Below are 20,058 nucleotides of genomic sequence, written 5' to 3'. Positions count from 1 at the left end.
GAGGAACGGTAATGGCAACTGGAAAAATAGTCCAAATCATCGGTGCGGTAATCGATGTTGAGTTTCCACAAGATTCAGTACCAAAAGTATATGACGCCTTAAAAGTTGAATCGGCAGGTTTAACCCTTGAAGTTCAACAACAATTAGGTGGTGGTGTAGTACGTTGTATTGCACTTGGTACATCAGATGGTTTAAAACGTGGCTTAGAAGCAATCAATACAAATAACCCAATCCAAGTTCCAGTAGGAACACAAACCTTGGGTCGTATTATGAACGTATTAGGTGATCCAATCGATGAAAAAGGTGATATCGGCGAAGAAGAACGCTGGTCTATCCATCGTGAAGCACCAAGCTACGAAGATCAATCAAATAGCACAGAATTACTTGAAACTGGTATCAAAGTAATCGACTTAATCTGTCCTTTTGCAAAAGGGGGTAAAGTTGGTTTATTCGGTGGTGCCGGTGTAGGTAAAACTGTAAATATGATGGAGTTAATCCGTAATATTGCGATTGAACACTCAGGTTACTCTGTATTCGCAGGGGTTGGGGAACGTACTCGTGAGGGTAACGACTTCTACCACGAAATGACAGATTCTAACGTATTAGATAAAGTATCACTGGTTTATGGTCAAATGAACGAGCCACCAGGTAACCGTTTACGTGTTGCATTGACTGGTTTAACAATGGCAGAAAAATTCCGTGACGAAGGTCGTGACGTATTATTCTTCGTGGATAATATCTATCGTTATACCCTAGCGGGAACAGAAGTATCCGCACTTTTAGGTCGTATGCCATCTGCGGTAGGTTACCAACCAACACTTGCAGAAGAAATGGGTGTACTCCAAGAGCGTATCACTTCAACTAAGACAGGATCAATTACGTCAATCCAAGCGGTATATGTACCAGCCGATGACTTAACTGACCCATCGCCAGCGACAACCTTCGCTCACTTAGACTCAACAGTGGTATTAAGCCGTAACATTGCATCACTTGGTATCTACCCAGCCGTTGATCCATTAGATTCAACGTCACGCCAATTAGATCCACAAGTAATCGGTCAAGAGCATTACGACGTAGCTCGTGGTGTACAAGGAACATTACAACGCTATAAAGAGTTGAAAGACATCATCGCGATTCTAGGTATGGACGAATTATCAGAAGAAGATAAATTAGTGGTATCTCGTGCACGTAAGATTGAACGTTTCTTATCACAACCATTCTTCGTTGCAGAAGTATTTACCGGTTCAGCGGGTAAATATGTACCATTAAAAGAAACCATTCGTGGCTTTAAAGGTATCTTAGACGGTGAGTTTGATGACATTCCAGAACAGGCATTCTATATGGCTGGTTCTATTGACGATGTTATTGAAAGAGCGAAAAAAATGTAATTGTTCCCTAAACCAATAGGGCATAAGGAGAACAAGATATGGCGACTGAATTTGAACTGACTGTCGTAAGTGCAGAAAGTAAAATATTCTCAGGCAAAATTACAAGTGTTCGTGTTTCAGGGATTGATGGAGAATTAGGGGTGTATGCAGGGCATACCCCTTTACTCACCGCAATCAAACCGGGAATGGTAAAATACACACTTGCAGATAACAGCGAAGAAGCAATTTATGTTTCAGGTGGATTTTTAGAAGTACAACCAAATATGGTAACCGTACTGGCTGATGTAGCAATTCGAGGTGATGAGTTGGATCAACAACGTATCCTTGAAGCGAAACGTCAAGCAGAAGAAAATCTCGCAAAACAAAATAACGTGGACTTAGCGGCGAAACTTGCCAAAGAAATCGCAAAATTACGTGTTTATGAGCTAACAAATTCTAAGTTGATGAACAAACGTTAATTTTAAAAATAAAATCTGTATCTTAATGATGATATTGAGATACAGATTTATTTTCATTTTTGCAAATTTTAATAAAAATGTAACCGCTTATTTATAATAGTATGAATACACTTTATGCAAACATACTTGCACAAGCTCACTGGCAAAGTGATGACAGTACATTATCTGACTCACACAAAGATTGGTTAATGCACCAAGACTCCTTAACCTTGAAATTACAGCAACATTATAAAGATGTCACGGTAGAAATTCTTTCCCAAAACTGGTTTGCAAAAGATGAAAAAAATCCGACCGCTTATTGGCAACGAGATGTTATGCTACTCGGCGACGGCAACCCCATTATTTTTGCCCAAACCATTTTTCCTCAACAAACTATTGAAAATGTCGCCCAAGATATTTTAACCTTTGGTAATGAAGCTATTGGCTTATGGCTCTTTCCTCAAAATCCTCAACGTCTTAGCCTAGAATGGACACAAGACCCAAAAACTGGCTTGTATGCCCGTTGTTCAACCTTATTACTTGATGGCTATCCTTTAGAAATCAAAGAGTTGTTTTTACACGATTTTTCATTTCCTATGAGCTAAGTCTTAAAAATAAAGTGAACTTTTTTTATTTTGGCATTCTCTAACGCCCATTAAAACGTTACAATACCCACAATTTTTTACTTAAATAAAGGAATCCCTAATGAAAATTACTAAAAATACCGTACCAAGCATTGCTTACCAAGTTCGTACTCAAGAAGGTGTATTAGTTGATGAAGCACCAGTTAATCAACCGTTAGACTATTTACACGGTCATCAAAACCTTGTTGTTGGTTTAGAGAATGCGTTAGAAGGTAAAGCTGTTGGCGATACATTTGAAGTGCGTGTAAAACCAGAAGAAGGTTACGGTGAATACAATGAAGATATGGTACAACGTGTACCAAAAGACGTATTCCAAGGCGTTGATGAATTAGAAGTAGGTATGCGTTTTATCGCAGATACGGATATTGGCCCATTGCCTGTTGTGATTACTGAAGTGGATGAAACTGAAGTGGTGGTTGACGGTAACCATATGTTAGCAGGACAAGAATTATTATTCAGCGTTGAAATCGTTGCAGTACGTGCAGCAACAGAAGAAGAAATTGCTCACGGTCATATTCATCAGCACGGTGGTGGCTGTTGTGGACACGACCACGACGAAGAAGAACACGAATGTTGTGGCGGACACGGTCATTGCCATAGCGATGAAGAAAAAGCAGAAAAGAAAGAGAAAAAAGAAGGCGGTTGTGGCTGCGGTTGTAAACACTAAGACTGAGGGCTAGAAAATGGCAGACCGTAAATATTTCGGTACAGACGGTATTCGTGGCAAGGTTGGGCAATATCCTATCACGCCAAGGTTCATCTTAAAATTAGGTTGGGCTGCGGGTAAAGTATTAGCCAATCAAGGTTCAAAACGCATTTTAATCGGTAAAGATACCCGTATTTCAGGCTATATGATTGAAGCCGCATTGGAAGCGGGACTTTCAGCCGCAGGGCTTTCTGTGGCATTTACCGGTCCTATGCCAACCCCTGCGATTGCGTATTTAACTCGTACGTTTCGTGCAGAAGCAGGGATTGTCATTTCTGCCTCCCATAATCCTTATGACGATAACGGAATTAAATTCTTCTCATCAAATGGCGAGAAATTACCTGATGAAGTGGAAGAGGCGATTGAGGCAATGCTTGATGAACCAATGGATTGTGTGGATTCTGCGGAGCTAGGAATGGCAAGCCGAATTACCGATGCCGCTGGACGTTATATTGAATTCTGCAAAAGCACCTTCCCTTCACACTTAAATTTAAGTGATTATAAAATTGTAGTGGATTGTGCGAACGGTGCAACCTACCACATCGCACCAAATGTTATGCGTGAGCTAGGTGCAGAAGTGATTGAAATTGGTACTAAGCCAAATGGTATGAATATCAATAAAGGCGTGGGTGCAACGGATATAAAACAATTACAAGAAGCTGTGCTTGAACATAACGCCGATCTTGGTTTAGCTTATGATGGCGACGGCGATCGTTTGATTATGGTGGATCATCTTGGTAATAAAATTGATGGCGACCAAATCATCTTTATTATTGCTCGCGAGGCATTGCGTGCGGGTAAATTAAAAGGTGGCGTTGTCGGTACATTGATGAGTAATATGAGCTTAGAAAATGCACTGCGTACCCTTGCGATTCCATTTGTGCGTGCCAAAGTAGGTGACCGTTATGTGCTAGAACAGTTAAAAGAAAAAGGCTGGAAACTTGGTGCGGAAAACTCAGGGCATATTATTATCTTAGATAAAAATACCACAGGGGACGGCATTGTTGCGTCACTAGAAGTCTTAGCGGCAATGGCGGCTCAAAAACTAAGTTTAAATGAACTTGCTGAGGCAGTGCCACTTTATCCGCAAGAACTTATCAACATCAAGTTTAGTGGCGATACTGATCCACTTGCCAGTGAAGAAGTACAAAAAGTGACACAAAACGTGGAACAACGCTTGCAAGGTAAAGGGCGAGTTTTATTGCGAAAATCAGGTACTGAACCGTTAATTCGTGTTATGGTTGAATGTGCTGATGGTGAGCTTGCTCATAGCTGTGCAACTGAAATTGCAGAAGCGGTAAAACGTAATTAGTTGTAGGGGCGTATTGCATACGCCCTTTTATTTACATTTTTTTATTTGGGTGTATGCAATACGCCCCTACATTTGATGTGTTTAGAGGTTAGAAATAATGGATCAACTTTCAATGAAAAAACAAGCGGCACAAGCTGCGTTAAAATATGTAAAAGCGGATACTATCGTGGGCGTAGGCAGTGGCTCGACGGTAAACTGTTTTATTGACGCATTGGGTTCAATGAAAGGTCAGATTAAAGGTGCAGTGGCAGCGTCAAAAGAATCAGAAAGACGTTTACGTGAATTAGGTATTGATGTTTTTGACGCTAATGAAGTGTCAGGGCTTGATGTTTACATTGATGGTGCCGATGAAATTACCCCACAAGGTTATATGATCAAAGGTGGCGGTGCGGCATTAACTCGTGAAAAAATTGTCAGCTCACTTGCCAAAAAATTTATCTGTATTGTGGATAAATCAAAACAAGTTGATGTATTAGGTTCAACTTTTGCATTGCCTGTTGAAGTGATCCCAATGGCTCGTTCTTATGTAGCTCGTCAGCTTGTCGCACTTGGTGGATCGCCTGAATATCGTGAAGGAGTGGTAACGGATAACGGCAATATCATTTTAGATGTGTATAATTTTAAAATTATTGAACCGCTTAAAATGGAACATACTATCAATAATATCGCAGGTGTAGTCACTAACGGTATTTTTGCACAACGTTTTGCAAATGTAACAATCGTGGGAACACCAGAAGGTGCGAAAATTATTGAGTAATCACTCGTTTTCTTTTAATTAAATGTCTGAGGATATTAGAAAATAAATTTCTAATATCCTCGTTATTTTTATCTCTATGAAAAATAATAAAAAACTTGTAATGGCATATTTAGGGCTATTTTTAATGACCTCTATCATTGGTCTATCCCTAATGTTTATCAAAATCGCCTTAAATTATACCAACACCATAGATTTACTCGCCCATCGGTTTAGCATTGCCTTTGCGACCATTATGTTGTTGTGGCTTTTTAACATCATAAAAATCCCAAAACTAAATAAAAACAAACTCAAAACCTTGTTGCTTTTATCTATTTCTTATCCTTCGCTGTTCTTTTTATTGCAAGCCTATGGAATGGAATATAGCTCGGTATCAGAGGCAGGAATTATTTTTGCGACATCACCTATTATCACATTGATTTTCGCCCAAATATTCTTAAAAGAAAAAACAACCTTGTTACAAAAAATTGGAATAGCGTTATCCGTTATTGGGGTACTCTATATCGTCTTAAATAAAGGTAATTTTTCAGGAAATATCAATAATCTACAAGGTATTGTTTTACTTGTTTTCTCAATGGTTGCGTTTACCTGTTACATTATTCTTGGCAAAAGATCCACCACCAAACTTACTGCGATTGAAATTACCGTTTGGATAACTTTTATTGCTTGTGTGATATTTAATCTTGTTGCATTTTCTAGCCATTTACAAGCGGGTAAATTAGATCAATTTTTTGCACCTTTTGGGAATATGGATTTTGTTTGGTCAATTTTATATCTTGGTATCTTATCCTCGGTGTTAACCTCATTTTTAACCAATTATGCTTTGCCGTTAATTCCCGCGTCACAAATGGCGGTATTAAATAATCTTAGTCCAATTTTATCCATTTTAAGTGGCGTGTTGCTTTTAGATGAAAGGCTTTACCAGTATCATATTTTGGGCGGTGTATTTGTCATTATCGGAATTGTAATGACTCTTGTGTTTAGAAAAAGATAAAAGAGTGATGTTATAAGCGGTCATATTTTATTGGTTTTTTGCAATTTTTCATCATATCCAATATCGTTATGATTCGCTTTGTTTTATCTGGCATAGCTTTTTTATTTCTTTTTGTCTTTTCAATCTTTATTCGTTAAAATGAACAAAAAATAGCGAGTAATATAATGGCAAAACCACCTAAATCAGCAAAAACTAAAAAAGCTGCAAAAAAAACGCAAACACCTAAAAAGTTTAATTTTAAAAAATATATAGTAAGCACCTTGCTAAAACTTATATTTACTGGTTTTGTGTGTCTTTGTTTTTATAGTATCTATTTAGACAGTAAAATTCGCACTAAAATGGAAGGGCAAATTTGGCAGCTGCCCGCTGAAATTTATTCTAAGATTGATACGATTCGCACAGATGAGCATAAAAGTTTAGAAGAAATAAAACTTATTCTACTAGATAATGGTTATCGTGAAGTTTCTCAATTGGTGACACCTGGTGATTTCAAAATTGAAGGGAATCGCCTTACCTTGCTTCGCCGAGCATTTTCTTTTCCAAATAAGCCAGAAGCACAGCGTATTATTCGTCTTATTTTTGATCAAAATAATTTAGCTATTATTGAAGATTTAGTACAAGGACGAGTTATTAGTGAGTTTTTGATCGATCCTAAATTGATCGCAATGCTACATTCTGATGATGATGAAGATCGTCAGGCAATCCGCTTGCAGCATTATCCTCGTTTACTGATTGAAGCACTATTGCTAACAGAAGATAAGCATTTTTATGAACACGAAGGCGTGAGTCCTTTGGGGATTGCTCGAGCATTGATTACCAACTATAAAGCTGGTCGTCGAGTTCAGGGGGGGAGTACTTTAACACAGCAGTTAGTTAAAAATTTATTTCTTACCCGTGAGAAGTCTTTAGTTCGTAAAATAAATGAAGCTTTAATGTCTATTATTTTGGATTATCGTTACAGTAAGAATCGTATTTTAGAAACGTATTTGAATGAAATTTATCTGGGGCAAAATGGTAATTATCAAATTCACGGTTTTGCATTAGCAAGTAAATTTTATTTTGGACGTCCAATCAATGAAATTAGTTTGGATCAGCAAGCATTACTTGTGGGTATTGTGAAAGGTCCATCATTATATAATCCTTGGCGGAATCCCAATAATGCCCTAGAACGTCGTAATATCGTATTGAGCGTGTTATTGAAAAATAAAATTATCAATCAAGAATTATATAAAATGTTGACGGAACGTCCGCTTGGTATTCGTTCAAAAGGGAAAATATATCGCCAGCAACCTGCGTTTATGCAAGCTTTAAACCTTGAATTAAAACAAAAATTTGGTAAACAGATTTCTAATAAGTTGGCTGGCTCAAAAATATTCACGACCTTAGATCGTGCACAACAGCGTGTTGCAGAAATTGCGGTGATCAATGGGGTATCGCAACTTGAGCATTCACATCGTAAAGTAAAAGATTTGCAAGCGGCAATGGTGATCGCAGAATATAATACTGGAAAAGTGCGTGCAATAGTGGGGGGCGTTGAAACACAGTTTGCTGGATTTAACCGAGCTATCTCAGCTCAACGTCAGATAGGCTCACTCGTAAAACCCTCTATTTATGCGATTGCACTTTCAGATCCGAGCCGCTTTCGTCTAAATACACCTATTGAGAATAAGCCGATTACGATTAAAGTGAAAGGTAGCCCAGATTGGAAACCTCGTAACTACAATAAACGTTTTAGTGGCTCTGTTATGTTAATGGATGCGTTGGTTCGCTCAATGAATATTCCAACCGTTAATATTGGTATGCAAGTAGGGCTAGGCAATGTGATTGCAACCCAAAAAGCAATGGGATGGGATGAGGCAAAAATTCCGCCTTATCCATCAACCTTACTTGGCTCTTATACGATTTCACCTTATGAGGTCACAAAATCTTATCAAGTACTTGCAAATGCAGGAAAGAAAATTCCGTTAAGCACCATTGATGCTATTTTATCTAAGAATGGGAAAGTTATTTATCAAACAGATATACATCAAGCGACTCAGATTTTACCACCAGAAGCGAGTATTCAAACACTATATGCAATGCAGCAAGTTGTAAAAAGAGGTACGGCTCGTAGTTTGCAAAAAGAGTATAGTTATCTAAATCTAGCAGGGAAAACGGGTACCACAAATAATGCCAGAGACACTTGGTTTGTCGGAGTTGATGGAAAAAATATTACTACAGTTTGGCTTGGGAAGGATAATAATAGTGATACCTATTTAACGGGTTCGAGTGGGGCTTTATTTATTTATAAACATTATCTCAAACGTGCACTTGCGACACCATTTAAGCTTCCAGAATCTTCTCATATTCAATGGGTTGGTATCAATGAATACGGTAGTTGGGATTGTTATAGCAATAATAAAATTCCAGTATGGGTCACGCAAGGGCAAAATTTCTGCCACCAAGCACCAGCACCAGTTAAAAATGCTCAGCCTAGTGTATGGGATGCTCTTTTGTTGAATCATTAAATAAAAAAACAGCACCTATAAATTGATATAGGTGCTGTTTATCACATCAATTTTATTTCTTATTTCCAATATTTATCCACTTCAGCACGAATAGCTTCGGCAGTTTCTCTGCCTTTTTCGCCTACTAATGCACGACCTGCAATAAATACTTTCGCATTGGTAATTTCTTTGAATAAATGAATTTCTCGTGGCACGATTCCGCCAGTGATGGAAAGCTCTAAGCCTAAATCAGCCAATTTTTTCATTTTTTCAATGTCTTCTTCTGTCCAACCTTTACCTGCTAATTCTGCATCACGAGAGCGGTGATAAATCGCTTGTTTTACGCCTAAATCAACCCATTCCTGTGCATCTTCAAATGTCCAGTTTCCGTAAATTTCAATTTGAATTTCTTTTTTAACTTTTAAATCAGGATTTGCTACGTTGAAATCATCAGCGACTTTTTTACACGCTGCTTTGGTTGCTGGGTGAGCAGCTGCTGAAACGGTTAGCCAGTCTGCCCCTGCTTCAAATGCCATTTTTGCTAAAATTGCACCGCCATCAGTGGTTTTTAAATCACACACTAAAATGTGATCTGGGTGTAATGCACGTAAGGTTTTTACCGCTTTCATTCCTTCAGCACAAGCTAAAATCGTGCCTACTTCGATAATATCAACGGTTTTTTCTGCCGCTTTTGCGTCTGCAACGGCTTTTTCAAGACTTAATGAATCTAATGCAATTTGTAATAATGGTTTTGACATTTTGTGTTCCTCTATTTGTTTAATGCTTCATCAATAACGTTATATACATCTTCGTTGTTCTGGCAACGTAATATTTTTGCTAAATCTACGCCTGTTTCACTATCAGGATCTTCGTCTTCTAGCACTTGGGTAATTTCCATAATGCCTTGCATATGTTCATCTGATGAGCTGCCTGATAAAGTAATAAGTACCTTTACACCTTCCTCTTCGCCGTCAAAGAAAACGGGCTCAGTGAGTGTGACTAAGGCAAAAGCGGTTTTGATTACACCTTCTTCAGGGCGTGCGTGTGGCATTGCTAAACCAGGTGCTAAAATAATGTAAGGTCCCATTTCTTTGACTTTGCTGATGATGTTGTCATAGTAACGAGGTTCAATAGCTCCAGAGGCAACGAGCATATCTGTTCCAATCTTAATTGCGTCTTCCCAACTCGTTGCTGTTTGATTTAATTTTATTGAATTATTTTCAATAAGTGATTGTTTTAAATTCATAATTAGATTTCCTAATAAAAGTGAAAATTTGTAAAACTTAGAGAATAAATGACCGCTTACAACAGCGTGCAAGCGGTCATTTTCTTAATTAGTTTTGATGTTTTTTGATTAACTCAACCAATTCATCCCCAAATGAATTTGGATTAAGCATATTTTTCACACCTAAAACAGAGACTTTGTCGCCACCATTGATTTCATTCGCAAGGTGTTGTGAAGACACCACGATATCCACGTTAGCCAGTTTACCTTTATAATCGGTTACTGCACAAGAATCCATTTCATTTGGAATACCACGTTTATCAAGGTAGTTTTTAATTTTCATTTTCATCATCATTGATGAGCCTTGACCTGAGCCACATACTGCTAAGATACGGATTGCTTTTGTACCACTTTGTGTATTTTCAAATACACTTTCAGTTGCTACTTCTTGTGTATCTTCTTCAACCCCGTAACCATAGTATTGATCTAATGTTTTACCTGCTGCTTTTGCTGCTGCTTCATCAGTACGTAATTGTTTTGATGCGAAGAACATATAAACAAGAGATAATGCGATGATTACAAAGAAGAAGAATGGAACAGAAACAATACCTTGTAATACTGGTGGCCAGAATAATGCCCAGTCAGCCATACCCATCCAACCATTAAATACAGTACCTTGAGTTGCAAGTAAGTGGATTACCCAAGCTGAACCTAAGATTTCGATCATACCCATTACGAAACAGATTTTCATAACCGCTTTCCAACCACCGAAACGGTTTGCAAATACCCCGATTGTTGCATTTGAGAAGAACATTGGGATAAAGCCTGGAATGATAAGTACACTTGCGTCAAAACCTAGTAATAAACCTACTGCAACGAATTGACCGATTGCACCCCACATAAAACCGAACACCATTGCGTTTGGTGAGAATGCATAAATTGCCGCACAGTCAATCGCTAATACTGCATTTGGAATAACACGTTCAGAGATACCTTTAAATGCTTCTGAAAGTTCTGCAACGAACATACGTACACCTGTTACGATAATTTGAATCGCAACAGCAAATTTAAGCCCTGTTTCAAGGATGTAAATTGACCAGTGTGTTTTTCCTGCCATTCCTTGTAAAGTATCTAGACCGAATGAAAGTAAGATAATACCAAAGAATACCGTCATTACGATTGCCGTTGCTGAAACGCTATCGTGGAAAATATGTAACCATTTTGGTAGGTTCATATGTTCAACGCTGTCGTCTTTATCCCCTAATTTTGGTGCAAGTTTTACTGCAACCCAAGAGGCAATTTGTTGTTGGTGTCCGATTGAGAATCCTGCTCCACCTGTCACAGCTTGTGTTGCTTGATACATAATGTTAGATGAGATACCCCAGTAGAGTGCCATTAGCACACTGGTGTAAATAATAGTTTCCCACATTGATGCACCGATAATCATATAGAATACCGCCACTAATCCTGCTTGTTGGAACATAATGTGTCCAGTAAGCATAATAGTACGAATACCAGTTAAGCGTCTGAATGCAACTAAAAGAATATTTAAGGCTAATGCACCTAGCACTGCATAACCCACCCAAGCATAATTTTCACCCATAGTGGTGATAGTCGCTTGCATTGCTGTATATGGATCAACAATCGCACCTTGTAATCCGTGTACTTCATTCAGTTTTAAGATGATTGGTTTGAAACCTTGAACAAGCGTCCCCGCACCGACTTGCACAAGCATAAAACCTGCAATTGTTTTTATTGTTCCTTTAAGAATAGTCGTAGTGTCTTTTTTCAATAAAATGTAACCAAGACAGGCTACGATACCTAATAAAAGAGGTGCTTTGGATAGCACTTGGTCTTTTAGAAAGATTAGAATTTCTGTAATAAATTCCATAATCAATACCTCTATGAGTAAAAAATAATAGTTTGGATGATTAGCGATTTTCCGTAATCATATTTATTATGATACAGAAAGCCCTAGATTGCATAATCATTATTATAATACGCCTGAGAAAAAGATGAATAAAGATTGTTTTTGATTATTTGTGAGCGAGATCACATTTTATTTTTAAGGTGTTTTCAATAAGTAGGTTATGTTTTAGGTTATTATTTGTTATGTAAAGTAGAAAAATGGTTCTTTTTTCAAGAAAAAGAAGAAAAGTTTGAACTATGTCACACTTTTGAAAAAAAAGATTGAATAAAACTTTGTGATTATATATGATTGCTTTTGATTTCTTATTGTTGTTTTTATTAGGAGTAAATTAAATGTCAAAAGTACAAGATATCACAAGAGAAAGCTGGATTCTTTCAACATTTCCAGAGTGGGGAACTTGGTTAAACGAAGAAATTCAAGCAGAAGTCGTGCCAGAAAAAAGTTTTGCGATGTGGTGGTTAGGTAACTGTGCAATTTGGGTGAAAACCCCAGCAGGCGCTAATGTCGTAATGGATTTATGGTGTTTCCGTGGTAAAAATACCAAAAAAGTAAAAGATATGGTTCGTGGACACCAAATGGCAAATATGTCAGGGGTGCGTAAATTACAACCAAACTTACGTAATATCCCAGTTGTTATTGATCCGTTTGCGATTGAAGAATTAGATTTCTTATTAGCATCACACTATCACAGTGACCACATTGATATTAACGTGGCGGCAGCTGTGATTAACAACCCTAAATTAGATCACGTTAAATTCATCGGACCACAATACTGTGTGGATATCTGGGTTAAATGGGGTGTGCCAGAAGAGCGTTGTATTGTTGTTAAACCAGGCGATACCGTGAAAATCAAAGATATGGAAATTCTTGCATTAGAAGGTTTTGATAGAACCTGCTTAGTGACTTTACCAGTGCAAGGTGCAGAAGAAAATGGCGGCGAATTAAAAGGTCTTTGCCCATCAGATGAAGAAATGGATAAAAAATGTGTGAACTACATCTTCAAAACACCAGGTGGTAACATTTATCACGGTGCGGACTCACACTATTCAACAATGTTTGCTAAACACGGTAAAGAAAACAAAATCGATGTTGCATTAAATAACTACGGTGAAAACCCAATTGGTATTATGGATAAAATGACCTCAATCGATTTACTTCGTATGGCGGAAGCACTAAGAGCAGAAGTGGTTATTCCAGTGCATCACGATGTGTGGACAAACTTCCAAGCAAGTACTGATGAAATTTTAGCATTATATAGAATGCGTAAAGATCGTCTGCAATATAAATTCCATCCATTTATTTGGGAAGTAGGCGGTAAATACGTTTATCCTCGTGATAAAGATTTAATCGAGTATCATCACCCACGTGGCTTTGATGATCACTATGAAGAAGAGCCAAACGTACCATATAAATGTATTCTTTAATATTGTTTAAAACCACCTCTTTTTGAGGTGGTATCCTTTCTTATTGTTCATTATAATTAGCAAAAATTTTAACCAGAGACACAGATATGAATGAAAATTATAGACACCAACAACTGCTAAAATTAGTTAATGAACGAAAATATTTAGCGACATCTGAAATTATTGATTTACTTGGTATTTCTCCGGCTACCGCACGTCGAGACATCACAAAACTGGATCAACAAGGACGATTAAAAAAAGTACGGAATGGCGCGGAGTCTCTGAGTGCGACGTATTATTCTATCAATTCACCGATCCTGAAAAATAACATCAATAATTTAGAAGAGAAAAAACGTATTGCCATTGCAGCCAGTAAATTGTGCAAAGAGGATACGAGTGTCATTCTTACTTGCGGTTCAACGATGTTGATGTTGGGTAAGAGTTTGAGTGGTCGAAATTTGCAAATTATCACAAATTATTTACCGCTTGCAAATACATTGATTGAGCACGACCACCATAATGTTGTGATTATGGGGGGGCAGTATAATAAGAATCAAGCGATTATGCTTTCTTTGAATACCAGTGCAGATGATTATGCCGCAGATATTCTATTTACCAGTGGTAAAGGGCTTTCCCAAGAAGGCTTATATAAAAATGATATGCTGATTGCAAATTCTGAACAGAAAATGCTAGAAAAAGTCGAAAAACTGGTTGTGTTGCTAGATAGCTCTAAGTTAGGTAAACGGGTTGGAATGTTGTTTGCTGAATTAAAAAATATCGATCTTTTAATTACAGGAAAAGAGGCTGATCCGAAGATTATTGAAGAATTAACGAAGCAAGGGTTAAACATTATTCTTGCTTAAACGTAAAACTTTAACAGGATAACAGAATGAGAAAACATAAATTAGGGATCTATGAAAAAGCCTTGCCAAAAGATATCAGCTGGCAAGATAGATTATCTATTGCAAAAGCCTGTGGATTTGATTTTGTCGAAATTTCTATTGATGAAACAGACGAGCGTTTAGCACGTTTAGATTGGACAAAAGAACAACGCTTAGAGCTAGTAAAAGCGATTATTACTACGGGTGTGACTATTCCATCAATGTGCTTATCAGGGCATCGCCGTTTCCCATTTGGTAGTCGAGATGAAGCCACTCGCAAAGAAGCTTATACGGTGATGGAAAAAGCGATCCAATTAGCCGTTGATTTAGGCATTCGTACCATTCAACTTGCTGGTTACGATGTTTATTACGAAGATCAAGATGAAGGCACAATCCAACGTTTCCAAGAAGGACTTGAATGGGCAGTTACTCTTGCTGCAAGCAATCAAGTGACCCTTGCGGTAGAAATTATGGATACCAAATTTATGAGTTCAATTTCTCGTTGGAAAAAATGGGATCAAATCATAGACTCACCTTGGTTTACCGTTTACCCTGACATTGGCAACCTTTCAGCGTGGAATGATAACGTTGAAGAAGAGCTAACCTTAGGGATCAACAAAATTTCAGCATTACATTTAAAAGATACTTACAAAGTTACTGAAACCTGCAAAGGACAATTTAGAGATGTACCATTTGGTGATGGTTGTGTGGATTTTGCAAAATTCTTTAATATTCTCAATAAATTAAATTATCGTGGTGCATTCCTAATTGAAATGTGGACAGAAAAAGCCGAAGAGCCAATCGCAGAAATTATCAATGCACGTCGTTGGATTGAACAAAAAATGCAAGAAGGGGGCTTTCAATGTTAGAAGCGTTAAAAGAAAAAGTCTTAAAAGCAAACCTTGAATTACCAAAACATAAATTAGTCACATTCACTTGGGGCAATGTGAGTGAAATTGACCGTGAAACTAATTTAGTAGTCATCAAACCATCTGGCGTAGAATATGATGAAATGACCGCCGATGATATGGTAGTGGTTGATTTATTCACTGGCAAAGTGGTGGAAGGAAAATTAAAACCATCATCAGATACGCCAACGCACCTAGAACTTTATCGTCAATTCCCAACGATTGGCGGAATTGTACATACTCATTCACGTCACGCAACGGCTTGGGCACAAGCGGGTGAAGATTTACTGGCTCTTGGTACAACACACGGTGATTATTTCTACGGTACTATTCCTTGCACACGTAAAATGACTCCTGCTGAAATTGCGGGTGAATATGAGTTAGAGACAGGAAAAGTGATTGTGGAAACTTTCCAAAAACGCAATATTCAAGCGGATCAAGTCCCTGCGGTTATCGTGCATTCACACGGTCCATTTGTGTGGGGCAAAGACGCTAATGACGCGGTGCATAATTCCGTCGTGTTAGAAGAACTAGCTTATATGAATTTTGTTGCCACCCAAATTCGTCCAAATATCCAATCAATGCAACAAGAGTTACTGGATAAACATTATCTGCGTAAACACGGTGCAAATGCGTATTACGGGCAATAATATTATGTAATAAGCGGTCTAATTTTGACCGCTTATTGCAAGTTTTTATTATTAGTTTTATGCTATATCCAATAGCATAATGTTTAATGAGGCTAATAATGAACAACAATATAGCTCCAAATGCTCTTACTCAACAAAAACAGCAAATTTCTGCTGAAATTGATAAACAAGCTAAACTTATCGAAAAGCAACGTGAAAAAATCAATCAGCTTCCTCTATTTATGGAAGATCCAGAATCTGTCACACGATATACAACAGAACAAGATTATTTAAGTCTACTTCTTGATCAACAAGCTAATAATTACGATCGTTTAGCGGATCTAATGGATATAGAAACAGAGCTTATTGAGCAAGAAATTACTAGATTGGAACAACTGGAACGAGAGCAACAATATCGACAAAGCCCAAAAAGTAGTTGGGGAAATTTATTCCTCATATCCTACCTTTTAGGTTTTTGGAATACAGATTCAAATGATATTGAACGAGATGATTTTTAAGTGGTTAAATTTTTGTGAGAATTTGCAATGTATATTGCAGTGAGATCGTGAATAAAAGTGCAAAGGTTATTTTTGATATTAGGCTTTATTTTTTAGTGTTCTTATTATTTCCCAATTACTTTCAAAACTAATTGTGAAATAGCACAAATGTCTTGTCGTTCGTTATAAAGTGTAATATCCCAAATATGCTCAACATTATCTGCGGCGACTAATTGTGTTTTCGCAGTCACTTTGCCTTGTTTTACAGGCTTTAAGTGCTGAATAGTGAGTTCTTTTCCGACGGGGATTTGATCTTTTTTACAACATAATAAGGCGGCAGCTGAAGCAACGGTTTCAGCCAGTGCGGCAGAAACACCACCGTGTAATAACCCAAAAGGCTGGGTGGTACGCTCATTCACTTCTAGAGTCGCTGCTAGCCAATCTGTACCGTAATCGGTAAATTCAATGCCTAAATGAGAAACTGCACAATTTTGACAAAGAGCATTAAGTTCTTGAATATTCGGGGTTGTTTTCCAAATCATAATTGATGTCCATTTATTGAATAATTTTGTTGTTCCACATTACTTCAAACCACTGTTGGGTTTTTTGGTAAATTTCGGAATAATTTAGACCGCTTGTTTGTGTTGTAATACGCTGTAAGTATATACGATCTTGGTCGCGATCGTTACTGATTAACTTATTTAAATAATTTTGGGTAAATTCTTCGTTATTTTCATCTGCTTTTTCTTTAAAAAATCCTTCCAATTCCTGAGAAATTCCCCATTTTAGCTCACTAAATGAGTATAAATAATCTTGAATGTATTGATTCAATAACTGTGCTGCAAGTTCATTATCCACAGGATTAAAAGTTAATTTTCCTACTTTATTTTGAGCTTTTTTCGGTTTGAAGAAAAAGATAACTGTACTATTTGGATATTGAAGTTGCAACATTAAATGATACAGCCAAGCTTGAATAATATCTTTATCTCGTAAATCGCCCACTCTGTAAAGTACAACTTGGTTATTTTGAGAAAAATGAAGATTTGCATTTAATATCAAAAAGTTATTTGTATATTCTAATGTTTTTGTCTCATTTTTCTTGGTTAAATAAGGTTCCATCGCATCATAAAGAGGTTGTAGCTCCTCGATTAGTTGTGTTTTACTAATTTTTCCAAAAGCATTCACAGGCAAGCTACCTTTATACTTTTCTTTTTCAAAAAAATCATCAAAATTTTGCTGGTTCGTTGTTAAAAGTTGATCATTGAGTTGATATTTCTCTAAATTAGAAAGGATAAAAGGTTCACTTTCTACGCTGTTATTTTCTGTTGAAGAGAAGTGGATACCCAAGTGATGATTAAAGAAGTATTTGATTGGTTGTTGTAAAAATCGAATTAAATCATCAAGATCAAGTTGAGTAATTTCAGCTTGGTGGTTAATAGATGTTAAGAAATCAGGTTGAATTTGTTGCGGTGTTAATGTATCCAACCAATGTTGTGCATAAGAAGCGTTCGAGTTCTCTTTGAAATTATCAGGACTGAAAGGCGTCATTGGATGATGAATAACATTTTTTTCAAAGAAATTTTCTGGCTGATTTTTCGAGAGATAGTCACAAAGTTGTGAAACTAAAACAGAAGGTAATTCAGCCTGATTTTTTGTTAAATTTTGCCCTACATAGCTGATATAAAAAATATCTTGAGCAGAAAGCAAGGCTTCTAAAAATAGATAGCGATCATCATCACGTTTTGCACGATCCCCTTTTTGTGGGGCGTAGTTCATTAAATTGAAATTATTTTGATGATATTGACGAGGGAAGTCTTTTTCATTCATTCCAAGTAAGCAAACTACTTTAAATGGAATTGCTCGCATTGGTAACAGGGTTGCAAAATTAACCCGTCCTGCTAGAAAATTAAGTTGGACTTTATTCTCTTCTAATTGATCGTTTAATAGACTGATAATAATCTCATCACTGATATTTTCATCAAACTGGCAAGCGGTGATATTTTCAGTAATTTTTGCAATTGCATTATGAAGTTGTAATAGGCTATGGGTATTAGTTTCATCTTCAAAATAAAAATCATTGAGAAGTTGTAGTAATGCGGTTTGCCACTGCTCCATTGAATGTGACTCACTAATAAAAGTAATCCAGTCTGATAATTTGCAAATAAATTGATTTAATTGACCACTTATTTCAGCATTTAATCCGTAGCTTTCATCCACTGCAACACTTTCTTGCCAAACACCATTTTCTTCTTTTAGTGCTGAACCGAGCAATAAACGGTTTAAACCATTTTCCCATGAATTATAATTTTGCCAGTTACTATGGTTGAGGACTAAACCCGAACGAATCCCTGCTTGATTGATCCAGTAGCGTAGTTGTTCAATCTGACTTGTTGAAAATTGGTAACGTTTTTGGATAGCAGTAATGTCTAATAGTGCTAATATTTCTTCACCACTAAATTTTGCTTCTTTTATTTTTAGCAATGAGAGAAAACTATGAATAATTGGATCAACCGCTTGTACGCTTTGATCGCATAGACAGTATGGAATATAACGAGGATCCTGACGTTTAAATTGCTCAAAAACGGCCGTGATATAAGGGGCATAAAAATCAATATTTGGCGACATTACAATAATATCTTTTGGCAATAGTTCAGGATTTTGCTCAAAAAGATGTAGTAATTGATCGTGTAATACTTCTACCTCACGCAACGGACTATGGCAAGAATGAATTTGCAATGAGCGATCTGTTTTCTGAATATTAAACGTATAATTATCTTCTAAATCCAGCAAGCTTTGTTGAATTTGTGCCAGTAAATGAGAGTTGTCTTGTATCGGTGAATGATAAAAAGAATGCTCATTATTTTGAAAATCCATTAAGGTGTTGAGAAAATCACGCCCTTGTTTTCCCCAAGTTGCAAGCAAGCTATTTCCTTCGGTAATGACTTGAATACTTTTTTGAGAAAGTGCCATTTTATCAAGGGTTTTTTGTTCTAAAATATTTCCCCAATAATATTGACTTGGATTTAAGAAAAAGAGATGAACATCACAATATTGGCTTAATTTTTCAAGGGTATCAAGCTGAGAAATAGGAAGTGATGAAATACCAAAAATAAAAATACGCTCAGGCAATTTTTGTTTTTCGAATTCAGTTAAATTTTCTAATTTATCAAAGAAGAACTGTTGAAAATAAGCACGGTGTGAGGTATTAAAAATCGCTTCTGTGGTTTTTTGTTTTAATTGACCTACAAGTGCATTCCATAGCTGACTTTGCCACTGAATTTCGGTTTGAATATGTGTTTTTAAATCGTTGCTTAAAGTCGGGTTTTGTTGAATGATTTCATTTAAAACATCACTATTTTTATTGTTTTCCCAGCAGATTAACCAATGGGGACGATAAACCAAATATTGGTCGAATAAATCAGCAACGGCTTTGGCAAGCTGATAGAGCTTATATTGTTCTGCATTCTCGCCTAAGTAAAGACGTAATGCTTTAAATGCCTCTTGTTTTACGAAATTGGGGATAAGTTGCATAATCTCCCAAACGGTAAGATGAGGGGCGAAAATATTTTCTTTTGGAAGATTTGGTAATAAATTACGGTATTGTTGCCATAAAAAACGAGTAGGAAACGGAAACTCAAGGTTAGCAGCAATACCTTGCTCCTGAGCGATTTCCATTTGTAACCATTGAGCCATCCCACTACTTTGTACCAAAATAGTGTCAGCTTCAAAAGGGTTGGCATTAGAGCGTAGTTTTAAAAGACGCAATAAAAATTCTTTATGGATTTCAAGTTGATTTGAATAATAAACCGTAAACATAATATTCTCTTTTCACAATCTGTGACGATTGTCCTATTATTTGATCCG

Annotated in this window: 18 protein-coding genes; 13 read left to right on the top strand and 5 right to left on the bottom strand. The window is 36.9% G+C overall.

The window, feature by feature from the left end:
* Positions 1 to 11: 11 nt before the first annotated feature.
* From atpD to mrcB, 8 genes are all read left to right on the top strand, one after another.
* Positions 12 to 1,388, top strand: coding sequence for a F0F1 ATP synthase subunit beta (gene atpD / locus DYE60_RS07245; protein ID WP_115315958.1), 1,377 nt, complete (start codon positions 12 to 14; stop codon positions 1,386 to 1,388).
* Positions 1,389 to 1,426: 38 nt separating this feature from the next.
* The gene (locus DYE60_RS07240) at positions 1,427 to 1,846 is read left to right on the top strand and encodes a F0F1 ATP synthase subunit epsilon (protein WP_115315957.1); all 420 of its coding nucleotides are present in this window, start codon (positions 1,427 to 1,429) and stop codon (positions 1,844 to 1,846) included.
* Between the two features lie 101 nt (positions 1,847 to 1,947).
* Positions 1,948 to 2,430, top strand: coding sequence for a chorismate--pyruvate lyase family protein (locus DYE60_RS07235; RefSeq protein WP_115315956.1), 483 nt, complete (start codon positions 1,948 to 1,950; stop codon positions 2,428 to 2,430).
* A gap of 100 nt (positions 2,431 to 2,530) precedes the next feature.
* Positions 2,531 to 3,136, top strand: coding sequence for a peptidylprolyl isomerase (gene slyD / locus DYE60_RS07230; RefSeq protein ID WP_115315955.1), 606 nt, complete (start codon positions 2,531 to 2,533; stop codon positions 3,134 to 3,136).
* A 16-nt stretch (positions 3,137 to 3,152) separates the two neighbouring features.
* On the top strand, positions 3,153 to 4,487 hold the full coding sequence (glmM, locus tag DYE60_RS07225; protein WP_115315954.1) for a phosphoglucosamine mutase: 1,335 nt from the start codon (positions 3,153 to 3,155) through the stop codon (positions 4,485 to 4,487).
* A gap of 97 nt (positions 4,488 to 4,584) precedes the next feature.
* Positions 4,585 to 5,244: a ribose-5-phosphate isomerase RpiA gene (gene rpiA / locus DYE60_RS07220; RefSeq protein ID WP_115315953.1), complete on the top strand. Its 660-nt coding sequence runs from the start codon at positions 4,585 to 4,587 to the stop codon at positions 5,242 to 5,244.
* Between the two features lie 76 nt (positions 5,245 to 5,320).
* Positions 5,321 to 6,235, top strand: a complete 915-nt coding sequence (locus DYE60_RS07215) for a DMT family transporter (RefSeq protein ID WP_115315952.1) — start codon at positions 5,321 to 5,323, stop codon at positions 6,233 to 6,235.
* A gap of 164 nt (positions 6,236 to 6,399) precedes the next feature.
* Complete coding sequence (gene mrcB / locus DYE60_RS07210; RefSeq protein WP_115315951.1) at positions 6,400 to 8,742, top strand: penicillin-binding protein 1B; 2,343 nt, start codon at positions 6,400 to 6,402, stop codon at positions 8,740 to 8,742.
* 59 nt (positions 8,743 to 8,801) lie between these two features.
* Here mrcB and DYE60_RS07205 read toward each other — a convergent pair whose 3' ends face one another.
* From DYE60_RS07205 to DYE60_RS07195, 3 genes are all read right to left on the bottom strand, one after another.
* Complete coding sequence (locus tag DYE60_RS07205; protein ID WP_115315950.1) at positions 8,802 to 9,479, bottom strand: 3-keto-L-gulonate-6-phosphate decarboxylase UlaD; 678 nt, start codon at positions 9,477 to 9,479, stop codon at positions 8,802 to 8,804.
* A gap of 11 nt (positions 9,480 to 9,490) precedes the next feature.
* The gene (locus tag DYE60_RS07200) at positions 9,491 to 9,967 is read right to left on the bottom strand and encodes a PTS sugar transporter subunit IIA (protein WP_115315949.1); all 477 of its coding nucleotides are present in this window, start codon (positions 9,965 to 9,967) and stop codon (positions 9,491 to 9,493) included.
* An 88-nt stretch (positions 9,968 to 10,055) separates the two neighbouring features.
* Positions 10,056 to 11,837 carry a PTS ascorbate-specific subunit IIBC gene (locus DYE60_RS07195; RefSeq protein WP_115315948.1) on the bottom strand — a complete coding sequence of 594 codons (1,782 nt, stop codon included), beginning with the start codon at positions 11,835 to 11,837 and terminating at the stop codon, positions 10,056 to 10,058.
* Between the two features lie 371 nt (positions 11,838 to 12,208).
* Here DYE60_RS07195 and ulaG point away from each other — a divergent pair, with 371 nt between their 5' ends.
* The 5 genes from ulaG to DYE60_RS07170 all read left to right on the top strand — a co-directional run bounded on the left by ulaG (position 12,209) and on the right by DYE60_RS07170 (position 16,215).
* A complete protein-coding gene (ulaG, locus tag DYE60_RS07190; RefSeq protein ID WP_115315947.1) occupies positions 12,209 to 13,300 on the top strand; it encodes an L-ascorbate 6-phosphate lactonase in 1,092 nt (363 codons plus the stop codon).
* 86 nt (positions 13,301 to 13,386) lie between these two features.
* The gene (ulaR, locus tag DYE60_RS07185; protein ID WP_115315946.1) at positions 13,387 to 14,142 is read left to right on the top strand and encodes an HTH-type transcriptional regulator UlaR; all 756 of its coding nucleotides are present in this window, start codon (positions 13,387 to 13,389) and stop codon (positions 14,140 to 14,142) included.
* 26 nt (positions 14,143 to 14,168) lie between these two features.
* Complete coding sequence (locus DYE60_RS07180) at positions 14,169 to 15,029, top strand: L-ribulose-5-phosphate 3-epimerase (protein ID WP_115315945.1); 861 nt, start codon at positions 14,169 to 14,171, stop codon at positions 15,027 to 15,029.
* On the top strand, positions 15,023 to 15,718 hold the full coding sequence (araD, locus tag DYE60_RS07175; RefSeq protein WP_115315944.1) for an L-ribulose-5-phosphate 4-epimerase: 696 nt from the start codon (positions 15,023 to 15,025) through the stop codon (positions 15,716 to 15,718). The genes DYE60_RS07180 and araD overlap by 7 nt, the downstream gene beginning before the upstream one ends.
* A gap of 98 nt (positions 15,719 to 15,816) precedes the next feature.
* Positions 15,817 to 16,215: a hypothetical protein gene (locus tag DYE60_RS07170; protein ID WP_115315943.1), complete on the top strand. Its 399-nt coding sequence runs from the start codon at positions 15,817 to 15,819 to the stop codon at positions 16,213 to 16,215.
* 104 nt (positions 16,216 to 16,319) lie between these two features.
* Here DYE60_RS07170 and DYE60_RS07165 read toward each other — a convergent pair whose 3' ends face one another.
* Both DYE60_RS07165 and recC read right to left on the bottom strand, forming a co-directional pair.
* The gene (locus DYE60_RS07165; RefSeq protein WP_115315942.1) at positions 16,320 to 16,736 is read right to left on the bottom strand and encodes a hotdog fold thioesterase; all 417 of its coding nucleotides are present in this window, start codon (positions 16,734 to 16,736) and stop codon (positions 16,320 to 16,322) included.
* A 13-nt stretch (positions 16,737 to 16,749) separates the two neighbouring features.
* A complete protein-coding gene (recC, locus tag DYE60_RS07160; protein ID WP_115315941.1) occupies positions 16,750 to 20,010 on the bottom strand; it encodes an exodeoxyribonuclease V subunit gamma in 3,261 nt (1,086 codons plus the stop codon).
* Positions 20,011 to 20,058: the final 48 nt, after the last annotated feature.

Source organism: Phocoenobacter uteri (assembly GCF_900454895.1).
In the GTDB taxonomy this organism is placed as follows: domain Bacteria; phylum Pseudomonadota; class Gammaproteobacteria; order Enterobacterales; family Pasteurellaceae; genus Phocoenobacter; species Phocoenobacter uteri.
The sequence above is the reverse complement of the archived record's forward strand: the minus strand, read 5'-3'. Positions and strand labels throughout refer to the sequence as shown.